Genomic DNA, 22506 nt, shown 5'->3' on the forward strand with positions numbered 1-22506 from the left:
GCAACGCTCGGCGGGCGACCGGTTCGACCAGGATTGCCCGCGGCGTTACGTCCTTCGCGTTACGTGTTACGGCTGCACGGTGACGGCTTTTCGATTACCACTCGGCGACGCTGCCGTCCTCGTGGCGCCAGACCGGATTGCGCCAGCGATGACCGACCTTCGCCATTTCGCGCACCTTCGCTTCGTCGACTTCGATGCCGAGCCCCGGCCCTTGCGGGATCGATACAAAGCCGTCTTCGTATTTGAAGACCTCCGGGTTGCGGATGTAGTCGAGGAGGTCGTTGCCCTGGTTGTAGTGAATGCCGAGGCTTTGTTCCTGGATGAACGCGTTGTAGCTGACCGCGTCGATCTGCAGGCAAGCCGCGAGCGCGATCGGTCCGAGCGGGCAATGCAGCGCGATGGCGACGTCATAGGCTTCGGCCATCGTCGCGATTTTGCGGCATTCGCTGATGCCGCCGGCATGCGAGGCGTCGGGCTGCAGGATGTCGACGTAACCTCCCGCGAGGATGTTCTTGAAGTCCCAGCGCGAATAGAGCCGCTCGCCGAGCGCGATCGGCGTGTTGGTCTGGTTGACGATGTCGCGCAACGCTTCCGCGTTCTCGGAAAGCACCGGCTCTTCGATGAAGAGCAGCTTGTACGGATCGAGCTCCTTCGCGAGCACCTTGGCCATCGGCTTGTGAATGCGGCCGTGGAAATCCACGCCGATGCCGACGTGCGGGCCAACGGCCTCGCGCACGGCGGCGACGTTCGCGATGACGCGCTCGACTTTGTCGTAGGTATCGACGATCTGGACTTCCTCGGAGCCGTTCATCTTGAGCGCCTTGAAGCCGCGCTCGACGACCGCGCGCGCGTTGTTCGCGACGTCGCTCGGGCGGTCGCCGCCGATCCATGAGTAGACCTTGATCCGATCGCGAACCTGCCCGCCGAGCAGCGCATGCACCGGTACGCCGTGGTGCTTGCCCTTGATATCCCATAGCGCCTGGTCGATGCCGGCGATCGCGCTCATCGAGATCGGACCGCCGCGATAGAAGCCGGCCCGGTACATCACCTGCCAGTGGTCTTCGATGGCGAGCGGATCTTTGCCGATCAGATAGTCGGCGAGCTCTTGGACGGCGGTTTCGACCGTATGCGCGCGGCCCTCGACGACGGGCTCGCCCCAGCCGACGATGCCCTCGTCGGTCTCAATCTTGAGGAAGAGCCAGCGCGGCGGGACGACGAAAGTTTCGAGCTTCGTGATCTTCATGGGGGAGGGTTCTCCTGTCTCCAACGATTGCTATGACGATTGGCGGTATCCCCGGTGCCGACTTTGCGATTGCTCAGAGGCGACTGCGGTTGGAGACGAATGGTACACGAAGTCGTTATGAAGTAGTATTAATAGTACTACTCATCCTTATCTGACGCGGGGTTGCGCTTTTCCTGCATGTCGCGATAATCGCCGTCGTCGGCGCGGATTGAAAGGAAAGCGTCGGCATCCACGAGACCACACATTTGGGGAGAACGATCATTCAGCGCGATCTGCATGGGCGCGTCGCCTACCTGCTTGCGACCGGCATTCTGCGCGGCGACTACGCACCGGCATCGACGCTGCCGCGCGAAGCCGAGTTGATGGATACATTCGGCGTCAGCCGCACGGTGTTGCGCGAGGCGCTGCGCACGCTGACATCGAAGGGGCTTGTCGAGTCGCGGCCGAAGGTCGGCACGCGCGTGCGGCCGCGCCACGCCTGGAACCTGCTCGACGCGGACTTGCTCGAGTGGTACTCGCAGGTGGCGCCGCCGCTCGAATTTGCGCTCAAGCTGCAGGAGATGCGCGAGATGGTGGAACCTTACGCTGCCGCGCTTGCGGCGCGTGCGCAAACGGACGAGGCGATGGGCGCGCTCGCCGACGCGCACGCGGCGATGGCGGCGGCGCGCAGCATCGACGAGTGGGTGCGGGCGGATCTGCGCTTTCACCTCGGGATCCTGGCCGCCAGCTGCAACGAGCTTCTGATGCCGCTAGGCTCGGTCATCGAGCGCACGCTCGAGGCGCAGTTGCGGCTCAACGCGAAGCGCGCCGATGTGTTCAACGCGGCGCTCGGCGAGCACACGGCCGTTTTCGACGCGATCCGCGCGCGCAACGTGGAGGCGGCGCGCGCGGCGATGGCCGGGCTGCTCGGCATGACGAGGCGGCGCATCGAGGCGTGAGGCAGTGGGTCGAGGCGGGCACGTGCGGCTCCTGGAATGAGGGTTGCTCGATTCATCAGTACACCGAACTAACGGTGAACGAGTCCGCAACTACCACAGGAGAGGACCATGCCACTGCGAAAAGGTACATCTCGTGAGGACGTCTCGAAGAACGTCAAGACCGAAATGAAACACGGCAAGTCGCAAAAGCAGTCCGTTGCCATCGCGCTGAACCAGGCGCGCAAGCACGGCGCGAAGATTCCGAAGAAGCACGAGCGGTAGGGCGACTAAAGCCATTGCAAGTGTGATGGACGGCCATGGCCGGTGACCTGAGAGTCGATTGCCAGTTGCCCGTCATGGAATCGTCACTGAACCCGACGAAGCTATGGACCTCGAGCGTGGACGTTATCGCGCTCGAACAATGCGGGGCGTGAACGCACGTCCCGCTCTTCGGCTGACTCTTTCAGTACGAGACCGTTCCGTGGCTTTGCAACTCGACGATATTCGCGCCTTGTTCCAACAGCACGGCGACATTTCATACAGCGGCGAACCCGTCACGCAGCTTCAGCATGCGCTTCAGTGCGCCACGTGCGCCGAGCGCGAGAACGCAAGCGACGTGCTCGTCGCGGCCGCTTTGCTGCACGATCTCGGTCATCTGCTGAACCTGCAGGGCGACACGCCCACCGAGCACGGCATCGACGACATGCACCAATACTTCGCGCTGCCGTTTCTGCGCCCCGTGTTGCCTGACAGCGTGCTCGAGCCGATCCGCCTCCATGTCGATGCGAAGCGCTATCTCTGCGCTGTCGACGACAGCTATTACGAGCGGCTCTCGGCTGACTCCAAGCGCAGCCTGGAACTACAGGGCGGCGTTTTCAGCCGAGAAGAAGCCGACGCCTTTTATCGCAAGCCGTATGCGTCCGACGCCGTCCGTCTGCGGCAATGGGACGACGCCGCGAAGGACGCCTCGATCGTCACTCCTGACCTAGAGCATTTTCTCGCCGCGGTTGCACGTGTCATAAAAACCGCGCACGGCGAACAAGCCTCGACCGGCGCGACCGCCTTCTGAGCCCGCCGCTCGACGCTGGACATCCCCGACGCCGCCACTTACCCCAGCGGCGACGTCTTCTCCGAGCGTTATCCGATCGGCATCGGTCGAGGCAGTCGCGCGCCGCGGTTGCACGCGCGAAGCCATCGGCCTATAAACGCACTAGTCCGTCCGCGCGGCGAAGCCGTCGCCGGCCTCGAGATACAACCACTCGGAGACAACGTGATGAACTACGTCATCGGCATCGATATCGGCACGCAAAGCACGAAGGCGATACTCGCCGATGAGAACGGAACGATCATTGCGCAGCATGCGCAAAGCTACCGGCCCGATACCCCGCGGCCATTGTGGGCCGAGCAATGGCCGAGCGTATGGTTCGATGCCGTCGTGAACTGCATCGCGTCCTGCACGCGCGACGCGCGCGCCAAGGACGTCGAGGCCCGCGACATCAAGGCGCTCGCGATCAGCAGCCTCTATGGCGGCTCCGGCATTCCCGTCGACGACGAAATGCGTCCGCTTCACCCGTGCCTCATCTGGATGGATCGGCGCGCGACAGCCGAAGTCGAATGGGTACGCCGCAACGTCGACATGGAGCGGCTTCTCGCGATCACGGGCAATGGCGTCGATAGCTACTATGGCTTCACGAAGATGCTTTGGCTGCGCGAGCACAAGCCCGACGTCTGGGCCAAGACGCGCTATTTCCTGCCGCCAAACGCTTACGTCGCCTATCGGCTGACCGGCGAGGTCGCCGTCGACCACAGTTCAGCGGGCAACATCGGCGGCATCTACGACGTGGCCGCGCGCCGCTGGTCCGACGAAGCGCTCGCGATGCTCGGCATTCCAGCCGCCATGCTGCCGCAGCGGCTCGTCGAGTCGTCCGAGGTCGTCGCCGGGGTGCTTCCGCAATGGGCGGACGAGCTCGGTCTCGAAGCAGGCATGCCGATCGTTGCGGGCGGTGTCGACGCGGCCATCGCGACGCTCGCCGCCGGCGTCTCCCGCGCCGGTCAACACGTTGCGATGATCGGCACAAGCATGTGTTGGGGCTATATCAACCAAAGCGTCGACGCGCGGCACGGGCTCGTCAGCATGCCGTACGTCGTCAACGGGCGCCGCGATCTCTACGTGTTTGGCGGCGCGAGCTGCGCGGGTGCCTGCGTGGCCTGGTACCGCGATCAGTTTTGCCAGGCCGAAGTCGAAGCGGCCAAGGCCGCCAAGGAGGCCGGCAGCCTCGCCCCCGGCGACGCTCATGTGCTGCTGGAGCGCGCCGCCGCCGAGGTGCCGGCGGGCTGCGGCGGCGTGGTGTTTCTCCCGTACTTGATGGGCGAGCGCAGCCCGATCTGGGATGCGCAGGCGAGCGGCGCGTTCGTCGGTCTCAATCTCGTCCATACGCGCGCTCATCTGTATCGCGCCGTGCTCGAAGGCGTCGCCTTCGCGCTGCAACACAACATCGAGGCAGGCCGGCGCGGCGCGGGCGCGCTCGACGAACGGCTCATCGTCGTCGGCGGCGCGGCCCACTCGGATCTCTGGATGCAAATCATTGCCGACGTGACCGGATACCCGGTCTTTACGATCGAGCAGGAAGTCGAGGCGGCGATGGGGGCGGCCCTGCTGGCGGCGATCGGCTCAGGGCTCGCCGACGAGGTGGCGGCGACCCGCGGCTGGGTGACGCTGCGCGAGCATGCGCGCCCCGACCCTGCCCGCCGTGCGATCTACGCGCGGCAGTTCGAGGTCTACAAGGAGCTCTATCCCGCGTTGCAGGCGTCGATGCATCGATTGCGTACCGATGACGCCGACAAGACCGATCGGTAGAGATGATCGTAACAACCTATTGTCACGATCATATCGGCTGCGCTAGGATGGGTGCCAGTTAGCGCTCGGCTTTCCCTCGCATTGCGAAAGCGGCGAGCGCTTTTCGCACGATCGAGGCCCCCATTCCTATGTCCGAAGCTCCCTCGAACTCCGTCGTCGCGCTGCGTCAGGCGCCGCTCGTGCACGCGGCGCGAAACGCGGGCGTTCCATTCGACGCCGGATGGTTCGATACGTTGCGCGTCAACCATTCGGCCGTCGAGCGGCGCACCGCCACGCTCGGCACGCGCCGCTCGGTCAAGAAGGATGCGCAAGCGGCCTGGCTGCTGAAGGCCGTCACCTGCATCGATCTCACGACGCTGAACGGCGACGACACTGAAGGCCGCGTGCGCCGCTTGTGCGCGAAGGCGCGCCGGCCCGTTCGCGAAGACATTCTCGAGGCGCTAGGCATGGCCGGCGCGCCGATCACGACGGGTGCGGTCTGCGTCTATCACCGGTTCGTCGCCGCGGCGGTCGATGCGCTGGCGGGCAGCGGCATACCCGTGGCGGCCGTCTCGACCGGTTTCCCGGCCGGCCTGACGCCGCATCCCCTGAAGCTGAAGGAAATCGAAGCATCGGTGGCGGACGGTGCCGCGGAGATCGATATCGTCGTCACGCGCGAGCACATCCTGACCGGCAACTGGCGCGCGCTTTACGACGAGGTGCGCGATTTTCGCGCGGCTTGCGGCCCGGCGCACGTGAAAGCGATCCTCGCCACGGGCGACATTCGCACCCTTTCGAACGTCGCAAGAGGTTCGATGGTTTGCATGATGGCCGGCGCCGACTTCATCAAGACCTCGACGGGCAAGGAAGGCGTGAACGCGACGCTCGACGTGTCGCTCGTCATGGTGCGCGCGATTCGCGAGTATCGCGAGCGCACGGGCGCGATGGTCGGCTTCAAGCCGGCCGGCGGCGTCTCCACGGCGAAGGCCGCGCTTGCCTACCAGATCCTGATGAAGGAAGAGCTCGGCCGTCCGTGGCTCGAGCCGGCGCTCTTTCGCATCGGCGCCTCGAGCCTTTTGGCCGATATCGAACGGCAACTCGAGCATCACGTGAGCGGTCGTTACTCCGCTTTCCACCGACACCCCGCAGCCTGACCGAGCCGATTTCCGATGAGCGTAGCCGAGTATTTTTCTTCGATGGAGTACGGTCCCGCCCCTGAGGACGACCAGCCTGTGCGCGAGTGGCTCGCGCGTCACGGCGAGGGATTCGGCCATTTCATCGGCGGCGCCCGGCGCGCGCCGGCCGCCGGGACGTTCTTCGACGTCATCGCGCCGGCCACGGGCGAAACGCTCACGCGCGTCGCGCAGGGCGACGCCGCCGACGTCGAAGCGGCCGTAGCGGCAGCGCGCGCGGCGCAGCCCGGGTGGCATGCGCTTGGCGGCCCCGGGCGTGCGCGGCATCTTTACGCGCTCGCGCGGATGGTTCAGCGGCACAGCCGGCTCTTCGCGGTGCTGGAGGCGCTCGACAACGGCAAGCCGATCCGCGAGACGCGCGACATCGATGTGCCGCTCGTCGCGCGTCACTTTCTTCACCACGCCGGGTGGGCTCAGCTGCAGGAGAGCGAGTTTCCCGAATGGGCGCCGCTCGGCGTGATCGGGCAAATCGTGCCCTGGAACTTCCCGCTGCTGATGCTCGCGTGGAAGATCGCGCCGGCCATCGCGCTCGGCAATTGCGTCGTACTGAAGCCCGCCGAGTACACGCCGCTTACCGCGCTGCTCTTCGCCGAGCTCGCGCAGCGCGGGGGGTTGCCCGATGGCGTGCTCAACATCTTGACTGGCGACGGCCGGACCGGCGCGGCGCTCGTCGATCACCGGGGCGTCGACAAGATCGCGTTCACGGGCTCGACGGAAGTCGGCCGGCAGATCCGTGCGGCAACGGCGGGATCGGGCAAGTCGCTCACGCTCGAGCTCGGCGGCAAGTCTCCTTTCATCGTCTTCGACGATGCGGATCTCGATTCGGCGGTCGAGGGCGTCGTCGACGCGATCTGGTTCAACCAGGGGCAAGTCTGTTGCGCGGGCTCGCGGCTGCTCGTGCAGGAAGGCGTCGAAGCGCAATTCATCGAGAAGCTGAAGCGCCGCATGGCGACGCTGCGCGTCGGTCATTCGCTCGACAAGGGCATCGACATGGCCGCGATCGTCGATCCCGTGCAGCTCGCGCGCATCGAATCGCTCGTCGAGACGGGGCGGGCTGAAGGCTGCACGATCTGGCAACCGCGCGAAGTCGCGCTGCCCGAGCGCGGCTCGTTCTATCTGCCCACGCTCGTCACCGAGGTGGCGCCGGCCTCGACGCTCGCGCAGGAGGAAATCTTCGGGCCGGTACTCGTGGCGATGAGCTTTCGCACACCCGAGGAGGCGGTCGCGCTCGCGAATAACACGCGCTACGGGCTCGCGGCCAGCATCTGGAGCGAGACGATTGGCCGCGCGCTCGACATTGCCCCTCGACTCCTCTGCGGCGTAGTCTGGGTCAACGCGACGAATCTTTTCGACGCGGCGGTCGGGTTCGGCGGCTATCGCGAATCGGGCTACGGGCGCGAGGGCGGGCGTGAGGGCGTCTACGAATACCTGAAGCCGCACGCATGGAGCAAGCTGCCGCTGCGTACGCCGCGGCGGGCCGATGAAGCCGGTCATGTCGACGACGGTTCGCGCATCGAGAGAATCGACAGGACGGCCAAGCTTTTCATCGGCGGCAAGCAGGTCCGGCCCGACAGCGGCTACTCGCGGGCCGTCCATACGCCGGGCGGCGAGCTCGTCGGCGAAGTCGGCGACGGCAACCGCAAGGACGTGCGCGATGCCGTGGCCGCCGCGCGCGCGGCGGGCAAGTGGTCGCAGGCGAGCGCGCATGGTCGCGCGCAGGTGCTCTACTACCTCGCCGAGAACCTTGCCGCGCGCGCCGATGAATTCACTCGGCAGCTCGCGCGCCGCGCGGGCGTGGTCGCCCTCGACGCGCAACGCGAAGTCGATGCGGCGATCGGGCGGCTTTTCAGCTACGCGGCGTGGGCCGACAAGTTCGACGGCGCGGTGCACGCCCCGCCGCTGCGCGGCGTCGCATTGGCGATGCACGAGCCCGTCGGCGTGATCGGCATCGCCTGTCCCGACGAGGCGCCGCTTCTCGCTTTCGTCTCGCTCGTTGCGCCCGCGCTTGCGCTAGGCAATCGTGTCGTGGTGCTGCCGAGCGAGGCTTGCCCGCTGATGGCGACCGACTTTTATCAAGTTGTCGAAACGTCGGATGTGCCAGCTGGGGCGCTCAATATCGTCACCGGCTCGCGGAGCGCTTTGTTGCCCGCGCTCGTGAAGCACGACGACGTCGACGCGGTATGGAGCTTCGGGCGTGCCGACGAGTCGACGCTCGTCGAGCGCGAGTCCGTCGGCAATTTGAAGCGGACTTTTGTCGACTACGGACGGCAAATCGACTGGTTCGACCGCTCGAGCGAGGGTCTGCCGTTTTTACGTCAGGCTACCCAAATCAAGAACATTTGGATACCGTACGGCGATTGACCGCTTTCGTTCGCCGGATCGAGACAGACTCGATCCGGCGACGCACCTGACCCGGGCAGCCGTTGGCGCAAAGCGGCACAACATCGAAATGGAGGAGACATATGCTCAAACAACTCGACCCGCTGTTGAATCCCGACATCCTCTATGCGTTGAGCGCGATGGGACATGGCGACGAACTCGTCATCTGCGACGCGAACTTCCCGGCCGATTCGGTCGCGCGCGCGACCACCCTCGGGCGGCTCCTGCGCATGGACGGCGCCGACTCCGCGCGTGCCGTGCGCGCCGTTCTTTCGCTGCTGCCGCTCGACACGTTCGTCGAAGCGCCCGCGATGCGCATGGAAGTGGTGGGCGACCCGAACGCGCTGCCCATCGTTCAGCGCGAGGCCCAGGCCGAAGTGAATGCCGCCGAGGGGCGCGCCGTGCCGTTCGCGCCGATCGAGCGCCACGCGTTCTATGCCCGTGCGCGCAAGGCCTATTGCGTGATCGCTACCGGCGAGCAGCGCGGCTATGGCTGCTTCATCTTCGCGAAGGGCGTGATTCTCGCGCCCGATGCGCCGAGCGGCGGCACGACGGAGCGGGGACAATGAGCGGGCGCGTCGTCATCCTCGGCATTTACGTCACGGATCTCGCGTTTCGCGCGAATCGCATGCCGCTCATCGGCGAGACGATCGCCGGCTCGGCTTTCGCGCTCGGTCCGGGCGGCAAGGGCTCCAATCAGGCCGTGGCGGCGGCCCGCGCCGGTGCCGAGGTCGTGTTCTGCACGCGGCTCGGCAACGACGCGTTCGGCGAAATCGCCCGCTCGACCTGGCAAGCCGAAGGCATCGTGGCGCGCGCGAAGGTCCTCGACGGTGTGGCGACGGGCGCCGCGCACATCTTTGTCGAGGAAGGAACCGGCCGCAACGCGATCATCGTTGCGGCTGGCGCGGCCGCGACGATGGACGCGAGCGACGCCGACGCGATCGAAGCCGACATCTCGGCCGCCCAGGTCTTCGTGACGCAGCTCGAGCAGCCGGTCGCGGCCGCACGGCGAGGTCTCGAGATCGCACGCCGCCATGGTATCGCCACGGTGCTGAACCCGGCGCCCGCGCTGCCGCTTCCCGACGACATCTTTCCGCTTTGCGACTACATTACGCCGAACGAAACCGAGGCGGCCGCGCTGACGGGCATCGAAATCCGCGACGCCGACGATGCACGGCGCGCGGCCGACGTCCTGCTGGCGAAAGGCGCGGGCGCGGCGATCGTCACGCTCGGCGAGGCCGGCGCGCTACTGCATTCACGTTCGCAATCGGTACTCGTGCCGGCGTTCCGGTGCGGTACGGTCGTCGAAACGGCAGGCGCCGGGGACGGCTTCACGGGCGGCTTCGCGGCGGCGCTTGCGAGCGGTGCCGAACCCCTCGAAGCGGTGCGCTTCGGCTGTGCGCTCGCCGGCATCTCGGTGACGCGCGCGGGCACCGCGCCTTCGATGCCGAGTCTGGCCGAAGTGCAAGCGTTGCTCGGCAACGCCGCGCCGATGCGTGAAAGCGCGTAACAACCGAGATTGCGATTAGGAGCCCATTGTCGCCATGTGGTCCTCATTGACGCTTCGCCGATGGTTCGCCGATCGGCAATTGAACTTCCTCTTGACCGTCAACCTGGTCGTGGTGCTCGTCGCTATCTGGTTCTCGCAAGGGCAGTTCGTCGGCATCGACAACCTGCAGTCGATGGGCTCCCAGCTGCCCGAAGTCGGCCTGCTGGCGTTCGGCATCATGCTGTCGATGCTGTCGGGCAACGGCGGCATCGATTTGTCGGGCGTCGGGCTTGCCAACCTGTCGGGGATGGTCGCCGCGCTCGTCGTGCCACGCTTCGTCAACGGCGACGACTCGCCTGTACTCTATACATCGCTTTTTTGCGTGATCGTCGTCTGCATGGGGCTCGCAGGCGGCTTTCTGAACGGCATGGTCATCGCGCGGCTGCGCCTCACGCCCATTCTCTGCACGCTCGGCACCCAGCTCGTCTTTACGGGCTTCGCGGTCGCGCTCAGTAATGGCGCGTCCGTTCACATCGACTACATCGAGCCGCTTTCCGACATCGGCAACGGCACGTTCCTCCAGGTGCCGATTTCGTTCGCGATCTACATTGCCGTGGCGCTGCTGCTGGGCTGGCTGCTCGCGCGCACGCCGTTCGGCTTGCGGCTCTATCTGATGGGCACGAATCAGCGCGCGGCCTTCTATGCGGGCGTGCCCAATGCGCGGATGCTCGTCATCACCTACACGATCTGCGGCGTGCTCGCTTCGGTCGCCGGGCTCATCAGCTCGACCCATACGATGAGCGCGAAGTGGGACTACGGTAACTCGTATCTGCTGATCGCGATCCTGATCGCCGTCATGGGCGGCGTCAACCCGGCGGGCGGGTACGGACGCGTGATCTGCGTCGTCTTCGCCGCGACCGTTCTGCAGTTTCTGTCGAGCCTTTTCAACCTCATGAATCTCTCGCAGTTCTTTCGCGATTGCACATGGGGGTTCCTGCTCCTGCTGTCGCTCGCGTTCGCGGGCGGCGAGCGTGTGCGCGCGATCTTCGGCGTCGGCGGCGTGAAGCCGCCAGCTGCCGCGGGCAAGCGCGAAGGCGGCGGTTAGCGCCCTGAACGAACAGCATTCGGTAATCGACGAGCGCCAAGCCTCGGGCGCCGCGTCGCGTAACAAGGGGCGTCAAGCGAAAAAAGAAGGAGACACGGCATGAAATTGAATCGATTGAGCCTTGCGCTCGCGGCGTGTGCATTGAGCGCGGGCATCGTCGTGGCCGCGCAGGCGGCGACGAACGAAACGATCGTCACGGTGGTCAAGGTGACCGGTATCAGCTGGTTCAACCGGATGGACGAAGGCGTCAAGGAATTCGCGAAAGCGCAGGGCGTCAACGCTTACCAGACCGGGCCGGGCACGGCCGATGCCGCGCAGCAGTCGCAGATCATCCAGGATTTGATCGCGAAGAAGGTGACCGCGCTTGCCGTCGTCCCGTACGATCCGCCAACGCTCGAGCCCGTCCTCAAGAAGGCGATGGACAAAGGCATCAAGGTCGTCACGCACGAGGCCGACAACGAAAAGAACACGATGGTCGACCTCGAGGCCTTCGACAACTCCGCATACGGTGCCGCGCTGAACGATCGGCTCGCCAGCTGCATGCATAGCGAAGGCAAGTGGGCGACGCTCGTCGGCTCGCTCGGCAGCCGCTCGCAGGTGCAATGGGCGGACGGCGGCATCGACAACGCGAAGAAGAAGTACCCGAAGATGGAGCTCGTCGAGAAGAATCTCGAGACGAACAACGACGGCGAGCACGCGTACGTCGTCGCCAAGGAGGTGCTGCGCAAGCACCCGGACATCAAGGGCTTCCAGGGCTCCTCATCGCTCGATGTGCTCGGCATCGGCCGCGCCGTCGAGGAAGCCGGCTTGCAAGGCAAGGTCTGCGTCTATGGCACGGGCCTGCCGACCGAAGCGGCGAAGTATCTCGAGAGCGGTGCGATCAACGGCATCGCTTTCTGGGATCCGAAGCTCGCGGGCCTCGCGATGAACAAGATCGCGCAGATGCTGATCGACGGCAAGACCGTCAAGAACGGCGACAATCTCGGACTGCCTGGCTACGAGAGCGTGACCGTCAGCAAGGGACCCGGCAAGGGCATCATCGTACGCGGCAAGGGCTGGGTCAGCGTCGACAAGTCGAACTACAAGCAATACAACTTCTGATCGGATCGGCGAGAAGCACGGCGCGCGCTCGGACGTCGAGCGCGCGCCCGAGTTCTGTAAAGGTTTGACGCAAACGGTGGGCGGTAAGGCGACGATGAACGAAGACAAGGCTTCCGAGCCGCTGCTGCAGGTGGTCGGCATCCACAAGCGCTTCACGGGCGTGCATGCGCTGCGCGGCGTCACGCTCGCGTTCGAGCGAGGCCAGATCTATCACCTGCTCGGCGAAAACGGCTGCGGCAAGAGCACGCTGATCAAGATCATTTCGGGGGCGCAGCCGCCCGATGAAGGCGAGCTCGTGATCGAGGGCAGGCATTATGCGCGGCTGACGCCGCTGCAGGCGTTGGATGCCGGGATCGAGACCGTCTATCAGGATCTTTCGCTGCTATGGAACATGAGCGTGACCGAAAACGTCGCGCTCACGCCCGAGCTCGCCGAGCATGGCGGACGCCTCGCGCGGACGCTCGATCGCCGCGTCCTCGCGGCGACCGCCGCGAAGGCGCTCGAATCGGTAGGACTGCCGAGCGATGCCGACTTCCAGGCGACGCTGATCGAGCAGCTGCCGCTGGCCACGCGCCAGCTCGTCGCCATCGCGCGCGCGATCGCGAGCGAGGCGAAGTTCGTCATCATGGATGAGCCGACGACGTCGCTCACGCAAAAGGAAGTCGCGAATCTGATCGAGGTGCTCGGCGCGCTGCGCGCGCAGGGCGTGACGGTGCTGTTCGTCAGCCACAAGCTCGACGAATGCTATGCGATCGGCGGCGAGGTCGTGGTGTTGCGCGACGGTCAAAAGGTGGCTCAGGGGCCAATTACCGACTACTCGAAAGCGCAGCTATCCGAGCTGATGACGGGGCGGCAGCTATCGCAGGAGCGCTATCGCGAAGCGGCTTCGCAAAGCGAGGTCGTCCTCGATGTGCGCGACCTTGCGCGCCGCGGACAATTCCGCGATATCTCGTTCGCCTTGCATCGCGGTGAGATTCTCGGCGTGACGGGTCTGCTCGACTCCGGCCGCAACGAGCTCGCCCGCGCACTGGCGGGCGTCGCGCCTGCCGATGCCGGGCGCATTACGCTCGAGGGAAAGCCCGTGACGCTGGCGACGCCCGCCGACGCGAAGCGGCACCGGATCGGCTACGTGCCCGAGGATCGCTTGAGCGAAGGCCTTTTTCTCGATAAATCGATTCGCGAGAACGTCATCACGGCGATGATTTCGAGCCTGCGCGACCGCTTCGGCCAGATCGATCGCAAGCGCTCGCGCGCGCTCGCCGAGCGGACGGTGAAGGAGCTGCAGATCGCGACGCCCGACGTCGACCGCGCCGTGCAGTCGCTCTCCGGCGGCAACCAGCAGCGCGTGCTGATCGGGCGCTGGCTCGCGATCGATCCGCATGTGCTGATCCTGCACGGGCCGACCGTCGGCGTCGACGTGGGATCGAAAGACATCATTTATCGCATCGTGCAGCGGCTCTCGCAGCAAGGGATCGGCATCTTGCTGATCAGCGACGACCTGCCCGAGCTTTTGCAGAACTGTGATCGGATTCTGATGATGAAGAAAGGCCGCGTCGTCGGCGAGTATGGCGCCGAAGGGCTCACGGAGGCCGCGTTGTACCGTGCCCTTTTGTCGGATGCCCCCCTTTCGGAACCAGCATGATGAACCAATCGACGATGAGCACCCCCAAAGCCATGGATATCGCGCGAGAAGGTCGGCCGCCCGCCTGGCGCGCGAGGCTTGCACGCAATCCGGAATGGTTCACGGTCGCGCTGATCGTGCTGACGTCGATCGTCGTCGCGGTACTCAATCCGCGCTTTCTGCAGTGGGCGACGCTCTTCGACATGCTGCATTCGGCCACGACGACATCGCTTTTCGCGCTCGGCACGCTCGTCGTGCTGGCATCGGGCGGCATCGATGTGTCCTTCACCGCGATCGGCGCGCTGACGATGTATTCGATCACGAAGGCCGTGCTCGTCTGGTGGCCCGATGCGCCGTTCGCGCTGATTCTTTGCACGGGCGCATTGGGCGGCGTACTGCTCGGCGTCGTCAACGGCTTGCTCGTGCATCGGCTCAAGGCGCCTTCGCTGATCGTGACGATCGGCACGCAATATCTCTATCGCGGCATTCTGTTGACGTTCGTCGGCACGACGTTCTTCATGAACATCCCGCACAGCATGGATCGCTTCGGCCGCATTCCGCTCTTTGCCTATCAAACCGCCGACGGCCTCCACGCGGTCCTGCCCGTTTCCGTGGTCGCGCTCCTCGTCGCCGCGGTCCTCACCTGGTGGCTGCTGAACCGGACGATGATGGGGCGCGCCGTCTATGCGATGGGCGGCAGTCTCGCGATCGCCGAGCGGCTCGGGTACAACCTGCGCGCCGTCCATCTCTTCGTGTTCGGCTATACGGGCCTGCTGGCCGGCATCGCGGGCATCATCCACGTGTCGAACGGGCGGATCGCGAATCCATTCGATCTCGTCGGCTCCGAGCTCGACGTGATCGCGGCCGTCATTCTCGGAGGCGCGCGCATTACGGGCGGGACCGGCACGGTGGTGGGCACGCTGCTCGGCGTCGTGCTCGTCACGCTCATCAACAGTGTGCTGATTCTCGTCGGTGTGCCGAGCACGTGGCAAAAGGTCATCATCGGCGCGTTCATCCTGGTCGCGGGTACGCTCTTCGCGTTGCGCCGGCGCGGCTGATCGCCAAGCGGTGCTTCGTTGCCCGCGGCGGCGCGGGCCGTCGCGTCACGTCTTGCGCGTTTGCCGCTCCTGCCCCTTCTCGGTGATGATCGAATCGAAGTCTTCGATCTGCGAGAAGCGCACGGCCTTGACGATGCCGAACTTGCTCGAATCCGCGACGAGATGCCGTTCCACCGCGTTGGCCATCGCCGCCTGCTTGATCGCGACCTCGTGAAAGTTCCAGCAGGTGACGCCGCGCGCGGCATCGATGCCGCCCGCCGAAATGAACGCCTTGTTGATTCCCATCCGGCGTAGCGTCTCGAGGCTTTCGTCGCCCGCGAACGAATCGGACGACGGTACGTAGACGCCGCCGAGCATGATCATCCGCACGTTCGACATGCGCCGCACGATCTCGGCGATATTCAGCGAATAGCAGACGACTGTCAGCTGCATGCTGGCCGGAATGAGGCGGGCGAGCGCGGTCAGCGTCGTGCCGCAGTCGATGAAGATCGTTTCGTGATCGGCGATGAGCCGCGCCGCGTGCGCCGAGGCCTGCGCCTTCGCCTGTGCGAAATGGTCTTTTTCCTGCTCCAGCGAGTAGCCCGCCGCGTTCGGCACGTCGACGGCGCTGACAATGTAGCCGCCCAGATAGGTGAAGCGGTCTGGGTGCGCGGCGATGTCGCGCCGCACCGTCATCTCGGACACGCCGAGCAGCGTGGCCGCGTCGCGCAGATGCATGACGTTGTGCTTGGCGAGCGCATCGACGAGCGAGCGCAGGCGTTCGGTCTTGAGCATAGGAATCGGTAGCGCAGCCGCCCGGCGCGTAGCGCGCGGAGCGTTATATTCGTATCGATGACGTGATCGGATTATAACAAGCGGGCTCAAAAAAAACCGCCCTTTGAGCAAGGGCGGCAGGCACGGTATGAAGCGCAAATGCGGCTTCCCGAGAGGAATATGGCGTGACTTTCAGTGCCGCGCGGATTTCTTGATCTCGAGCCTGAACCGATGCAGCAAAGGCTCGGTATAGCCGCTCGGCTGCGCACGGCCTTGCAGCGCCAGCGCACAGGCCGCCTTGAATGCGACGGAAGCCGCATAGTCGGGCGCCATCGGCCGGTAGTTCGGATCGCCGGCGTTCTGCTTGTCGACGACGATGGCCATGCGCTCGAAGACTTCCTTCACGAACGCTTCGTCGACGACCCCGTGGCGCAGCCAGTTCGCGATGTGCTGGCTCGAAATGCGCAGCGTCGCGCGGTCTTCCATGAGGCCGACGTTGTGGATGTCGGGCACCTTCGAGCAGCCGACACCCTGATCGATCCAGCGCACCACGTAACCGAGAATGCCTTGCGCGTTGTTCTCGACTTCATGACGGATATCGTCTTGCGACCACTGGGCGCGCTCGACGACGGGCACGGTCAAGAGGCCCTCGATGAGGGCGTTGCGCTCGCTCGCATAGTCGATCTTCTCTAGCTCTTTTTGCACTGCCTGCACGTCGACATCGTGATAGTGGAGCGCGTGCAGCGTGGCGGCCGTCGGCGACGGGACCCAGGCCGTGTTGGCGCCCGCGCGCAGTTGCCCGGCCTTTTGTTCAAGCATCGCATGCATCATGTCGGGCATCGCCCACATTCCCTTGCCGATCTGCGCGCGGCCGCGCAGCCCGCAGGCGAGGCCGACGAGCACGTTGTGGCGCTCGTAGGCCGAGATCCACGTCGACGTCTTCATGTCGCCTTTCCTGAACATCGGGCCGGCTTCCATCGCCGAATGCATCTCGTCGCCGGTGCGATCGAGGAAGCCCGTGTTAATGAACGCGACGCGCGCGCTGGCCGCTGCGATACAGGCGGCGAGGTTCACGCTCGTGCGGCGCTCCTCGTCCATGATGCCCATCTTCAACGTGTTACGCGGCAGACCGTAGAGATCCTCGACGCGATCGAACAGCTCCCCGGCAAACGCGACTTCGGCCGGGCCGTGCATCTTGGGCTTCACGATGTAGATCGAGCCCGTGCGCGAGTTCAGCTTGCTCGCGCGATCGTGGAGCGCGCAAAGCGTCGTCACCACCGCATCGAGAATGCCTTCGGGAATTTCGTTGCCATCGCGATCGAGCACGGCGCCGTTCGTCATCAAATGGCCGACGTTGCGCACGAAAAGCAACGAGCGTCCATGCAAGGTCAGCGTCTTGCCGTCCGGCGTGCGATAGCTGCGGTCCGCGTTCAAGCGGCGCACGAACGTCTTGCCGCCCTTCGTGACCTCCTCGGTGAGCGTGCCCTGCATAAGGCCCAGCCAGTTGCGATAGAGGGCGACTTTGTCGTCCGCGTCGACGGCGGCCACCGAGTCCTCGCAATCGATGATCGTCGTCACGGCGGCCTCGAGCAGCACGTCTTTCACATGCGCGGGATCCGTGCGGCCGATCGGCGTTTCCTCGTCGATCTGAATCTCGATGTGCAACCCGTTGTGCTTGAGCAGGACGGCCGTCGGCGCATCGGGCTCGCCGAGGAAGCCCACGAACTGGGCCGGCGTGGCGAGCTTCGTCGCGCCCTTCGCCGTGCTGACGGTGAGCACGCCATCGACTACCGCATAGCGCGTCGCGTCACGATGCGAGCCGTTCTCGAGCGGCGCGGCGCGATCGAGGAACGCGCGCGCGTATTGAATCACCTGTGTCCCGCGAATCGGGTTGTAAGCGCCACCCCGCGCCGCGCCATTGTCCTCGGGCAATGCGTCGGTGCCGTAAAGCGCGTCATAGAGGCTGCCCCAGCGCGCGTTCGCCGCGTTGAGCGCATACCGGGCGTTCGAGAGCGGCACGACGAGTTGTGGGCCGGCTTGCTCGGCGATCTCGACGTCGACGTTCGAGGTCGTCACCTGCACGCTCTGAGGCGCGGGTGCGAGGTAGCCGATCTGCTCGAGGAAGGCGCGATAGGCATGCGGATCGGTCACGGGGCCGGGATGCGCGCGGTGCCACTCGTCGAGAGCCGTCTGCAGACGGTCGCGCTCCGCGAGCAGCGCGCGGTTTTTCGGCGCGAGATCGTGGACGATCGCCGAGAACCCTTGCCAGAATGCGTCGCGATCGACGCCGGTGCCGGGCAGCGCTTCGTCTTCGATGAAGCGGACGAGCGCGTCGTCGACGCGCAAGCCGTGAAGGTCGGTCAGATTGCTCATGATGGTCATGCGTATGGGGTTGTTGTTAATGGGGGCCTCAGGCGGCACGCTGCGTGACGCTTGCCGCGCCGGCCTTGGCGATTTGCGCATCCTGGTCCGACTTCACGCCCGATACGCCGACCGCGCCGACGCACTGCCCATCGACGACGATGGGCACGGCGCCTTCGAGCGTACCGGCGAGCGGCGCGCTGAGAAAGGCGTAGCGTCCGCCATTGATCATATCCTCATAAGCTTTCGATTCTCGCCGGCCGAGGGCCGAGGTACGTGCCTTCTCCGTCGACATATAGGCGCTGCTCGGCGGGGCGCCGTCGAGGCGCAGCAGGCCGAGGGGATGGCCGCCGTCGTCGACGACCGCGATCGCCACCGCCCAGCCGTGCCGTTCGGCTTCGGCGCGCGCGGCGGTGAGGATGTCGTTGACCTCGGCGACGCCGAGTACGGATTTCGTATTCATCTCGATTCTCTCTTTTCTCGTCGGACTACTGACTGATCTGGCGCGGGCGTCCGTGCTCGCCGATGTCGATCGACGAATCTTGATTCAGGAGGACGCCAGCGATGCGTCGACGAGTTCGATCCAGTGCCGCACGGGCGTGCGGCCAGCACCGTTCAGATGCGTCTGGCAGCCGATATTGGCCGTCACGATCGTGTCGGGCCTGCCGGCTTCGAGCGCGTCGAGCTTATTGTCGCGCAACGTGCGGGCCAGCTGGGGCTCGGTGATCGAATAGGTGCCGGCCGAGCCGCAGCAAAGGTGTCCGTCGGCCGTTTCGGTGAGATCGAAGCCGAGGCGCCGCAGCAGCGCTTCGACGCTGCCGCCGAGCTTTTGCGCGTGCTGTAGCGTGCACGGGCAATGCACGGCGATACGGCCCGCGCGGTGGGCGCGATCCTTCCCGGTCGAGCCGGGCGGCTGCAGCGCCTCGACGGGCTCGGCTGCGAGGACTTCGACGAGGTCGCGCGCAAGCTCGCTCACGCGTCGCGCTTTCGCCGAATAGGCCGCGTCGTCGCGCAACAGATCGCCGTACTCCTTGACGAAGGCGCCGCAGCCGCTCGCCGTCAGCACGATCGCTTCGGCGCCGGCCTCGATCGCCGGCCACCAGGCGTCGATGTTGCGCCGCGCGCGCTGTAGCCCGGCGTCCTGCGCGTTGAGATGATATTCGGCCGCGCCGCAGCAGCCGGCCTCGCCTGCGGGCGTCACGCTGATGCCGAGCCTGTCGAGCACGCGCGCGGCCGCGGCGTTCGTGTTGGGCGAGAGCGACGGCTGGACGCAGCCCTCGAGCAGCAGGACGCGCCGTGCATGCCGTACCGGCGGCCGCGGCAACGCGCGAGCGGCCGACGCGGGAATCTTCCGGCGCAGCGAGCCGGGCAAGAGCGGGCGCACCGCGCGGCCCGCCGTCAAAAGCTTGGCGAAGAGCGACGAGTTCGGCACGACGCGGCGCAAGCCGGCGCGCAGCAGCCGCTCTTTCACGGGACGCTCGCTGCGCCGTTCGACTTCGGCGCGGCCGATGTCGAGCAGCGTGTGATAACGGACGCCCGACGGACAGGTCGTCTCGCAGTTGCGGCAGGTGAGGCAGCGGTCGAGATGGGTTTGCGTCGCGGCGCCGACCGGCTTGCCTTCGAGCAACTGCTTGATCAGATAGATGCGGCCGCGCGGACCGTCGAGCTCGTTGCCGAGCACTTGATAGGTGGGGCAAGTCGCGTTGCAGAAGCCGCAATGGACACAGGCTCGCAAGATCGCTTCGGCTTCGTCGGCCCGGGCGATCGACCGGGCTTCTTCACTCAGAGTGGTTTGCATCGATTCGGGTATTCGGATTCGGGTGTTCGCGTGGTCGTCTCTTCAGCCGCGGTGCGTCAACGCCGGGCGTTCAGAGTCCGGCGTAGAGGCGGCCGGGGTTGAAGATCCCGTGCGGATCGAGTTGCGCCTTCAACTGTCGATGAATGCGCAGCAGCGCGGGGGAAAGCGGCTCGAACGGTTCATCCACGAGCTCGGGCGTGAAGCAGGTGGCGTGTCCGCCGAGCGCACGCACCGCATCGCGCACGACACTGGGCGGCGCGTCGGTTTTGAGCCAGCGCTGCATGCCGCCCCAGTCGAGCAATGGCTTGCCCGGCAGTTCGACGAGCGGGGCCGAGGCAGGCACGGAGAGCCGCCAAAGCGGCTCGGGACGCGCGAAAAACGGCAAGGCGAACGCGCGCAGCGCGGCCCAGAACGCACCATCCGACACGACGCCGCCCAAGCGCGCCCGCGCGTCGCGCACCGAACCCGCGCCGCCTTCGAGCCGCAGCCGGAGCATGCCGTCGTCAAAGCAGGCGCCCGCGATCGGCACGCCTTCTCGCAGCCAGCCTGCCAGCTTGGGCAGGGCGGCCTCGGGCGGCATGTCGAGCGCGAGATCGGCCGTGGCGCGCAGCTTCGGCACGACTTTCAGCGAGACTTCGGTGATGATTCCGAGGCAGCCGAAGCTGCCCGCGAGAAGGCGCGAAACATCGTAGCCGGCGACGTTCTTCATGACCTGGCCGCCGAAGCGCAGGTGCTTGCCGTGACCCGTCACGACGCGGCACCCGAGCACGTAATCGCGCACGGCGCCGGCCCATGGGCGGCGCGGCCCGGACAGGCCCGCGGCGACCATGCCGCCGACCGTTGCGCGGCCGTCGAACGTGGGAGGCTCGCAGGCCAGCATCTGCCCGGCTTCGTCGAGCGCGGCCTCGAGATCGGCGAGCCGTGTGCCCGCGCGAGCCGTGATGACGAGCTCGGTCGGATCGTAGCTGACGATGCCGGCGTGAGCGGTCGTATCGATCGGCACCGCGTGGCCGTCGTGCCCATCGACCGGTCGGCCGAGGAAAGCCTTCGTGCCGCCGCCGCGGATCGCGAGCGGCGTGCGCTTGTCGATGGCGGCGCGCACGGCTTCGACGAGCGCTTCGCTGCGGTCGGTCGAGTTGAACTCTCGTCGCATCAGAAGCGCTCCAGCTCGGGGAACGGCACGTTGCCGCGGTGCACGTGCATGCCGCCGAACTCGGCGCAGCGATGCAGCGTCGGGATGTTCTTGCCCGGGTTCAAAAGGCGAGACGGATCGAATGCGGCCTTGACGGCGTGGAAGAACTCGATTTCGTCGCTCGAAAACTGCACGCACATGTGGTTGATCTTCTCGCGGCCCACCCCATGTTCACCGGTGATGCTGCCGCCCACGGCCACGCAGAGTTCGAGGATTTTGCCGGCCAGCGCTTCGGTGCGCTCGAGCTCGCCAGGTCGATTCGCGTCGAACAGGATCAACGGGTGAAGGTTGCCGTCGCCCGCATGAAAGACATTGGCGACGCGCAAGCCGTATTCGTCCGAAAGGGCCGCGATCCCTTTCAGCACGCCGGGCAACTCGCGGCGTGGAATCGTGCCGTCGATGCAGTAGTAATCGGGCGCTAGCCGGCCGACCGCGGGAAACGCGTTTTTGCGGCCCGCCCAAAGTCGCAGGCGTTCCGCTTCATCGCGCGCGATCCGGATTTCGACCGCGCCGGCGCTTGCCAGCAGCTCGCTCACGTGCGCCAGATCTTCGTCGACGTCGCTCGCCGCGCCGTCGAGCTCGCAAAGCAGAATCGCCGCGGCGTCGACGGGGTAGCCCGCATGGATGAAGTCCTCGGCGGCCCGGATGGCGAGGTTGTCCATCATCTCGAGCCCGCCCGGAATGATGCCGGCGCCGATGATCCGCGCAACGGCGTTGCCGGCCGTCTCGACGTCGTGGAAGCTCGCCATCAGCATCTTTTGGCATTGCGGCTTGGGCAGCAGCTTGACCATCACTTCGACGGCGACGCCGAGCATGCCCTCCGATCCCGTGAAGAGCGCGAGCAGGTCGAAGCCGGGACTATCGAGCGATGCGGCGCCGAGCGTCATGCGTTCGCCGTCGATGGTGACGATGTCGACCGCGAGAATGTTGTGCACGGTGAGCCCGTACTTGAGGCAATGCACGCCGCCGGCGTTCTCGGCGACGTTGCCGCCGATCGAGCAGGCGATTTGCGACGAAGGATCGGGCGCGTAATAAAGGCCGTACGGCGCGGCCGCCTGCGAGATCGCGAGATTGCGCACGCCGGGCTGAACCCGCGCGATGCCGGCCGATGCATCGATCTCGAGAATGCGGTTGAACTTCGACATGGCGAGCAGGATGCCTTTTTCGAGGGGCAGCGCGCCGCCCGAGAGACCGGTGCCGGCGCCGCGCGCAACGACAGGCACGCCCCGCTTCGCGGCGAGCTCGAGCACGGCGCAGACCTCGTCGACCGTCTCGGGCAGCACGACGCAAAGCGGCACCGTGCGGTAGGCCGAGAGCCCATCGCACTCGTAAGGGCGCAGCCGTTCCGGCTCGTGCAGGACTTCCATGGTCGGTGAAAGGCGATGCAGCGCGGCGATCAGCGCTTCGCGATCGACCGGCGGCAAGGCGCCGTCGATTCTTTCGTCATAGGTGAAGCTCAT

At 65.9% G+C, this 22506-nt stretch carries 19 protein-coding genes; 12 read left to right on the forward strand and 7 right to left on the reverse strand.

Annotated elements, in window-relative coordinates:
* Positions 1–94: 94 nt before the first annotated feature.
* The gene (gene dgoD / locus AB4Y31_RS11750) at positions 95–1243 is read right to left on the reverse strand and encodes a galactonate dehydratase (protein ID WP_018443756.1); all 1149 of its coding nucleotides are present in this window, start codon (positions 1241–1243) and stop codon (positions 95–97) included.
* A 245-nt stretch (positions 1244–1488) separates the two neighbouring features.
* Between dgoD and AB4Y31_RS11755 the strand changes: the two genes are divergently transcribed.
* The 12 genes from AB4Y31_RS11755 to AB4Y31_RS11810 all read left to right on the forward strand — a co-directional run bounded on the left by AB4Y31_RS11755 (position 1489) and on the right by AB4Y31_RS11810 (position 14942).
* Positions 1489–2181, forward strand: coding sequence for a FadR/GntR family transcriptional regulator (locus AB4Y31_RS11755; protein ID WP_368674054.1), 693 nt, complete (start codon positions 1489–1491; stop codon positions 2179–2181).
* 108 nt (positions 2182–2289) lie between these two features.
* Positions 2290–2442, forward strand: coding sequence for a DUF6496 domain-containing protein (locus AB4Y31_RS11760; protein WP_018443759.1), 153 nt, complete (start codon positions 2290–2292; stop codon positions 2440–2442).
* A gap of 199 nt (positions 2443–2641) precedes the next feature.
* The gene (locus tag AB4Y31_RS11765; protein ID WP_368674055.1) at positions 2642–3229 is read left to right on the forward strand and encodes a phosphonate degradation HD-domain oxygenase; all 588 of its coding nucleotides are present in this window, start codon (positions 2642–2644) and stop codon (positions 3227–3229) included.
* Between the two features lie 204 nt (positions 3230–3433).
* Positions 3434–5017, forward strand: a complete 1584-nt coding sequence (locus AB4Y31_RS11770) for an FGGY-family carbohydrate kinase (protein ID WP_368674056.1) — start codon at positions 3434–3436, stop codon at positions 5015–5017.
* Positions 5018–5145: 128 nt separating this feature from the next.
* On the forward strand, positions 5146–6150 hold the full coding sequence (deoC, locus tag AB4Y31_RS11775; protein WP_368674057.1) for a deoxyribose-phosphate aldolase: 1005 nt from the start codon (positions 5146–5148) through the stop codon (positions 6148–6150).
* Between the two features lie 15 nt (positions 6151–6165).
* Positions 6166–8550 (forward strand): aldehyde dehydrogenase family protein, encoded by a 2385-nt coding sequence (locus tag AB4Y31_RS11780; protein WP_368674058.1) that lies wholly within the window; start codon positions 6166–6168, stop codon positions 8548–8550.
* Positions 8551–8651: 101 nt separating this feature from the next.
* Positions 8652–9137, forward strand: a complete 486-nt coding sequence (locus AB4Y31_RS11785) for an RbsD/FucU family protein (protein ID WP_368674059.1) — start codon at positions 8652–8654, stop codon at positions 9135–9137.
* Positions 9134–10078 carry a ribokinase gene (gene rbsK / locus AB4Y31_RS11790; RefSeq protein WP_368674060.1) on the forward strand — a complete coding sequence of 315 codons (945 nt, stop codon included), beginning with the start codon at positions 9134–9136 and terminating at the stop codon, positions 10076–10078. The genes AB4Y31_RS11785 and rbsK overlap by 4 nt, the downstream gene beginning before the upstream one ends.
* Positions 10079–10112: 34 nt before the next feature.
* A complete protein-coding gene (locus AB4Y31_RS11795) occupies positions 10113–11162 on the forward strand; it encodes an ABC transporter permease (protein ID WP_368674061.1) in 1050 nt (349 codons plus the stop codon).
* A gap of 99 nt (positions 11163–11261) precedes the next feature.
* Entirely contained in the window at positions 11262–12263 is a 1002-nt protein-coding gene (locus tag AB4Y31_RS11800) for an autoinducer 2 ABC transporter substrate-binding protein (RefSeq protein WP_107152735.1), read from the forward strand.
* Between the two features lie 94 nt (positions 12264–12357).
* A complete protein-coding gene (locus AB4Y31_RS11805) occupies positions 12358–13905 on the forward strand; it encodes a sugar ABC transporter ATP-binding protein (protein WP_368674062.1) in 1548 nt (515 codons plus the stop codon).
* On the forward strand, positions 13902–14942 hold the full coding sequence (locus AB4Y31_RS11810; RefSeq protein WP_368674063.1) for an ABC transporter permease: 1041 nt from the start codon (positions 13902–13904) through the stop codon (positions 14940–14942). Before AB4Y31_RS11805 ends, AB4Y31_RS11810 begins: the two co-directional genes overlap by 4 nt.
* A 45-nt stretch (positions 14943–14987) precedes the next feature.
* On the opposite strand, the gene AB4Y31_RS11815 is transcribed toward AB4Y31_RS11810, so the two are convergent.
* The 6 genes from AB4Y31_RS11815 to glcD form a co-directional block, all read right to left on the reverse strand.
* A complete protein-coding gene (locus tag AB4Y31_RS11815) occupies positions 14988–15716 on the reverse strand; it encodes a DeoR/GlpR family DNA-binding transcription regulator (RefSeq protein WP_018443771.1) in 729 nt (242 codons plus the stop codon).
* A gap of 171 nt (positions 15717–15887) precedes the next feature.
* Positions 15888–18059, reverse strand: a complete 2172-nt coding sequence (locus tag AB4Y31_RS11820) for a malate synthase G (protein ID WP_368674493.1) — start codon at positions 18057–18059, stop codon at positions 15888–15890.
* Between the two features lie 46 nt (positions 18060–18105).
* Positions 18106–18519, reverse strand: a complete 414-nt coding sequence (locus AB4Y31_RS11825; RefSeq protein ID WP_018443773.1) for a heme-binding protein — start codon at positions 18517–18519, stop codon at positions 18106–18108.
* 84 nt (positions 18520–18603) lie between these two features.
* Complete coding sequence (gene glcF, locus AB4Y31_RS11830) at positions 18604–19854, reverse strand: glycolate oxidase subunit GlcF (protein ID WP_368674064.1); 1251 nt, start codon at positions 19852–19854, stop codon at positions 18604–18606.
* Between the two features lie 70 nt (positions 19855–19924).
* Positions 19925–21007: a glycolate oxidase subunit GlcE gene (gene glcE / locus AB4Y31_RS11835; RefSeq protein ID WP_368674065.1), complete on the reverse strand. Its 1083-nt coding sequence runs from the start codon at positions 21005–21007 to the stop codon at positions 19925–19927.
* A complete protein-coding gene (glcD, locus tag AB4Y31_RS11840; RefSeq protein WP_368674066.1) occupies positions 21007–22506 on the reverse strand; it encodes a glycolate oxidase subunit GlcD in 1500 nt (499 codons plus the stop codon). The genes glcE and glcD overlap by 1 nt, the downstream gene beginning before the upstream one ends.

The organism is Trinickia sp. EG282A (assembly GCF_040965455.1).
GTDB lineage: Bacteria > Pseudomonadota > Gammaproteobacteria > Burkholderiales > Burkholderiaceae > Trinickia > Trinickia symbiotica.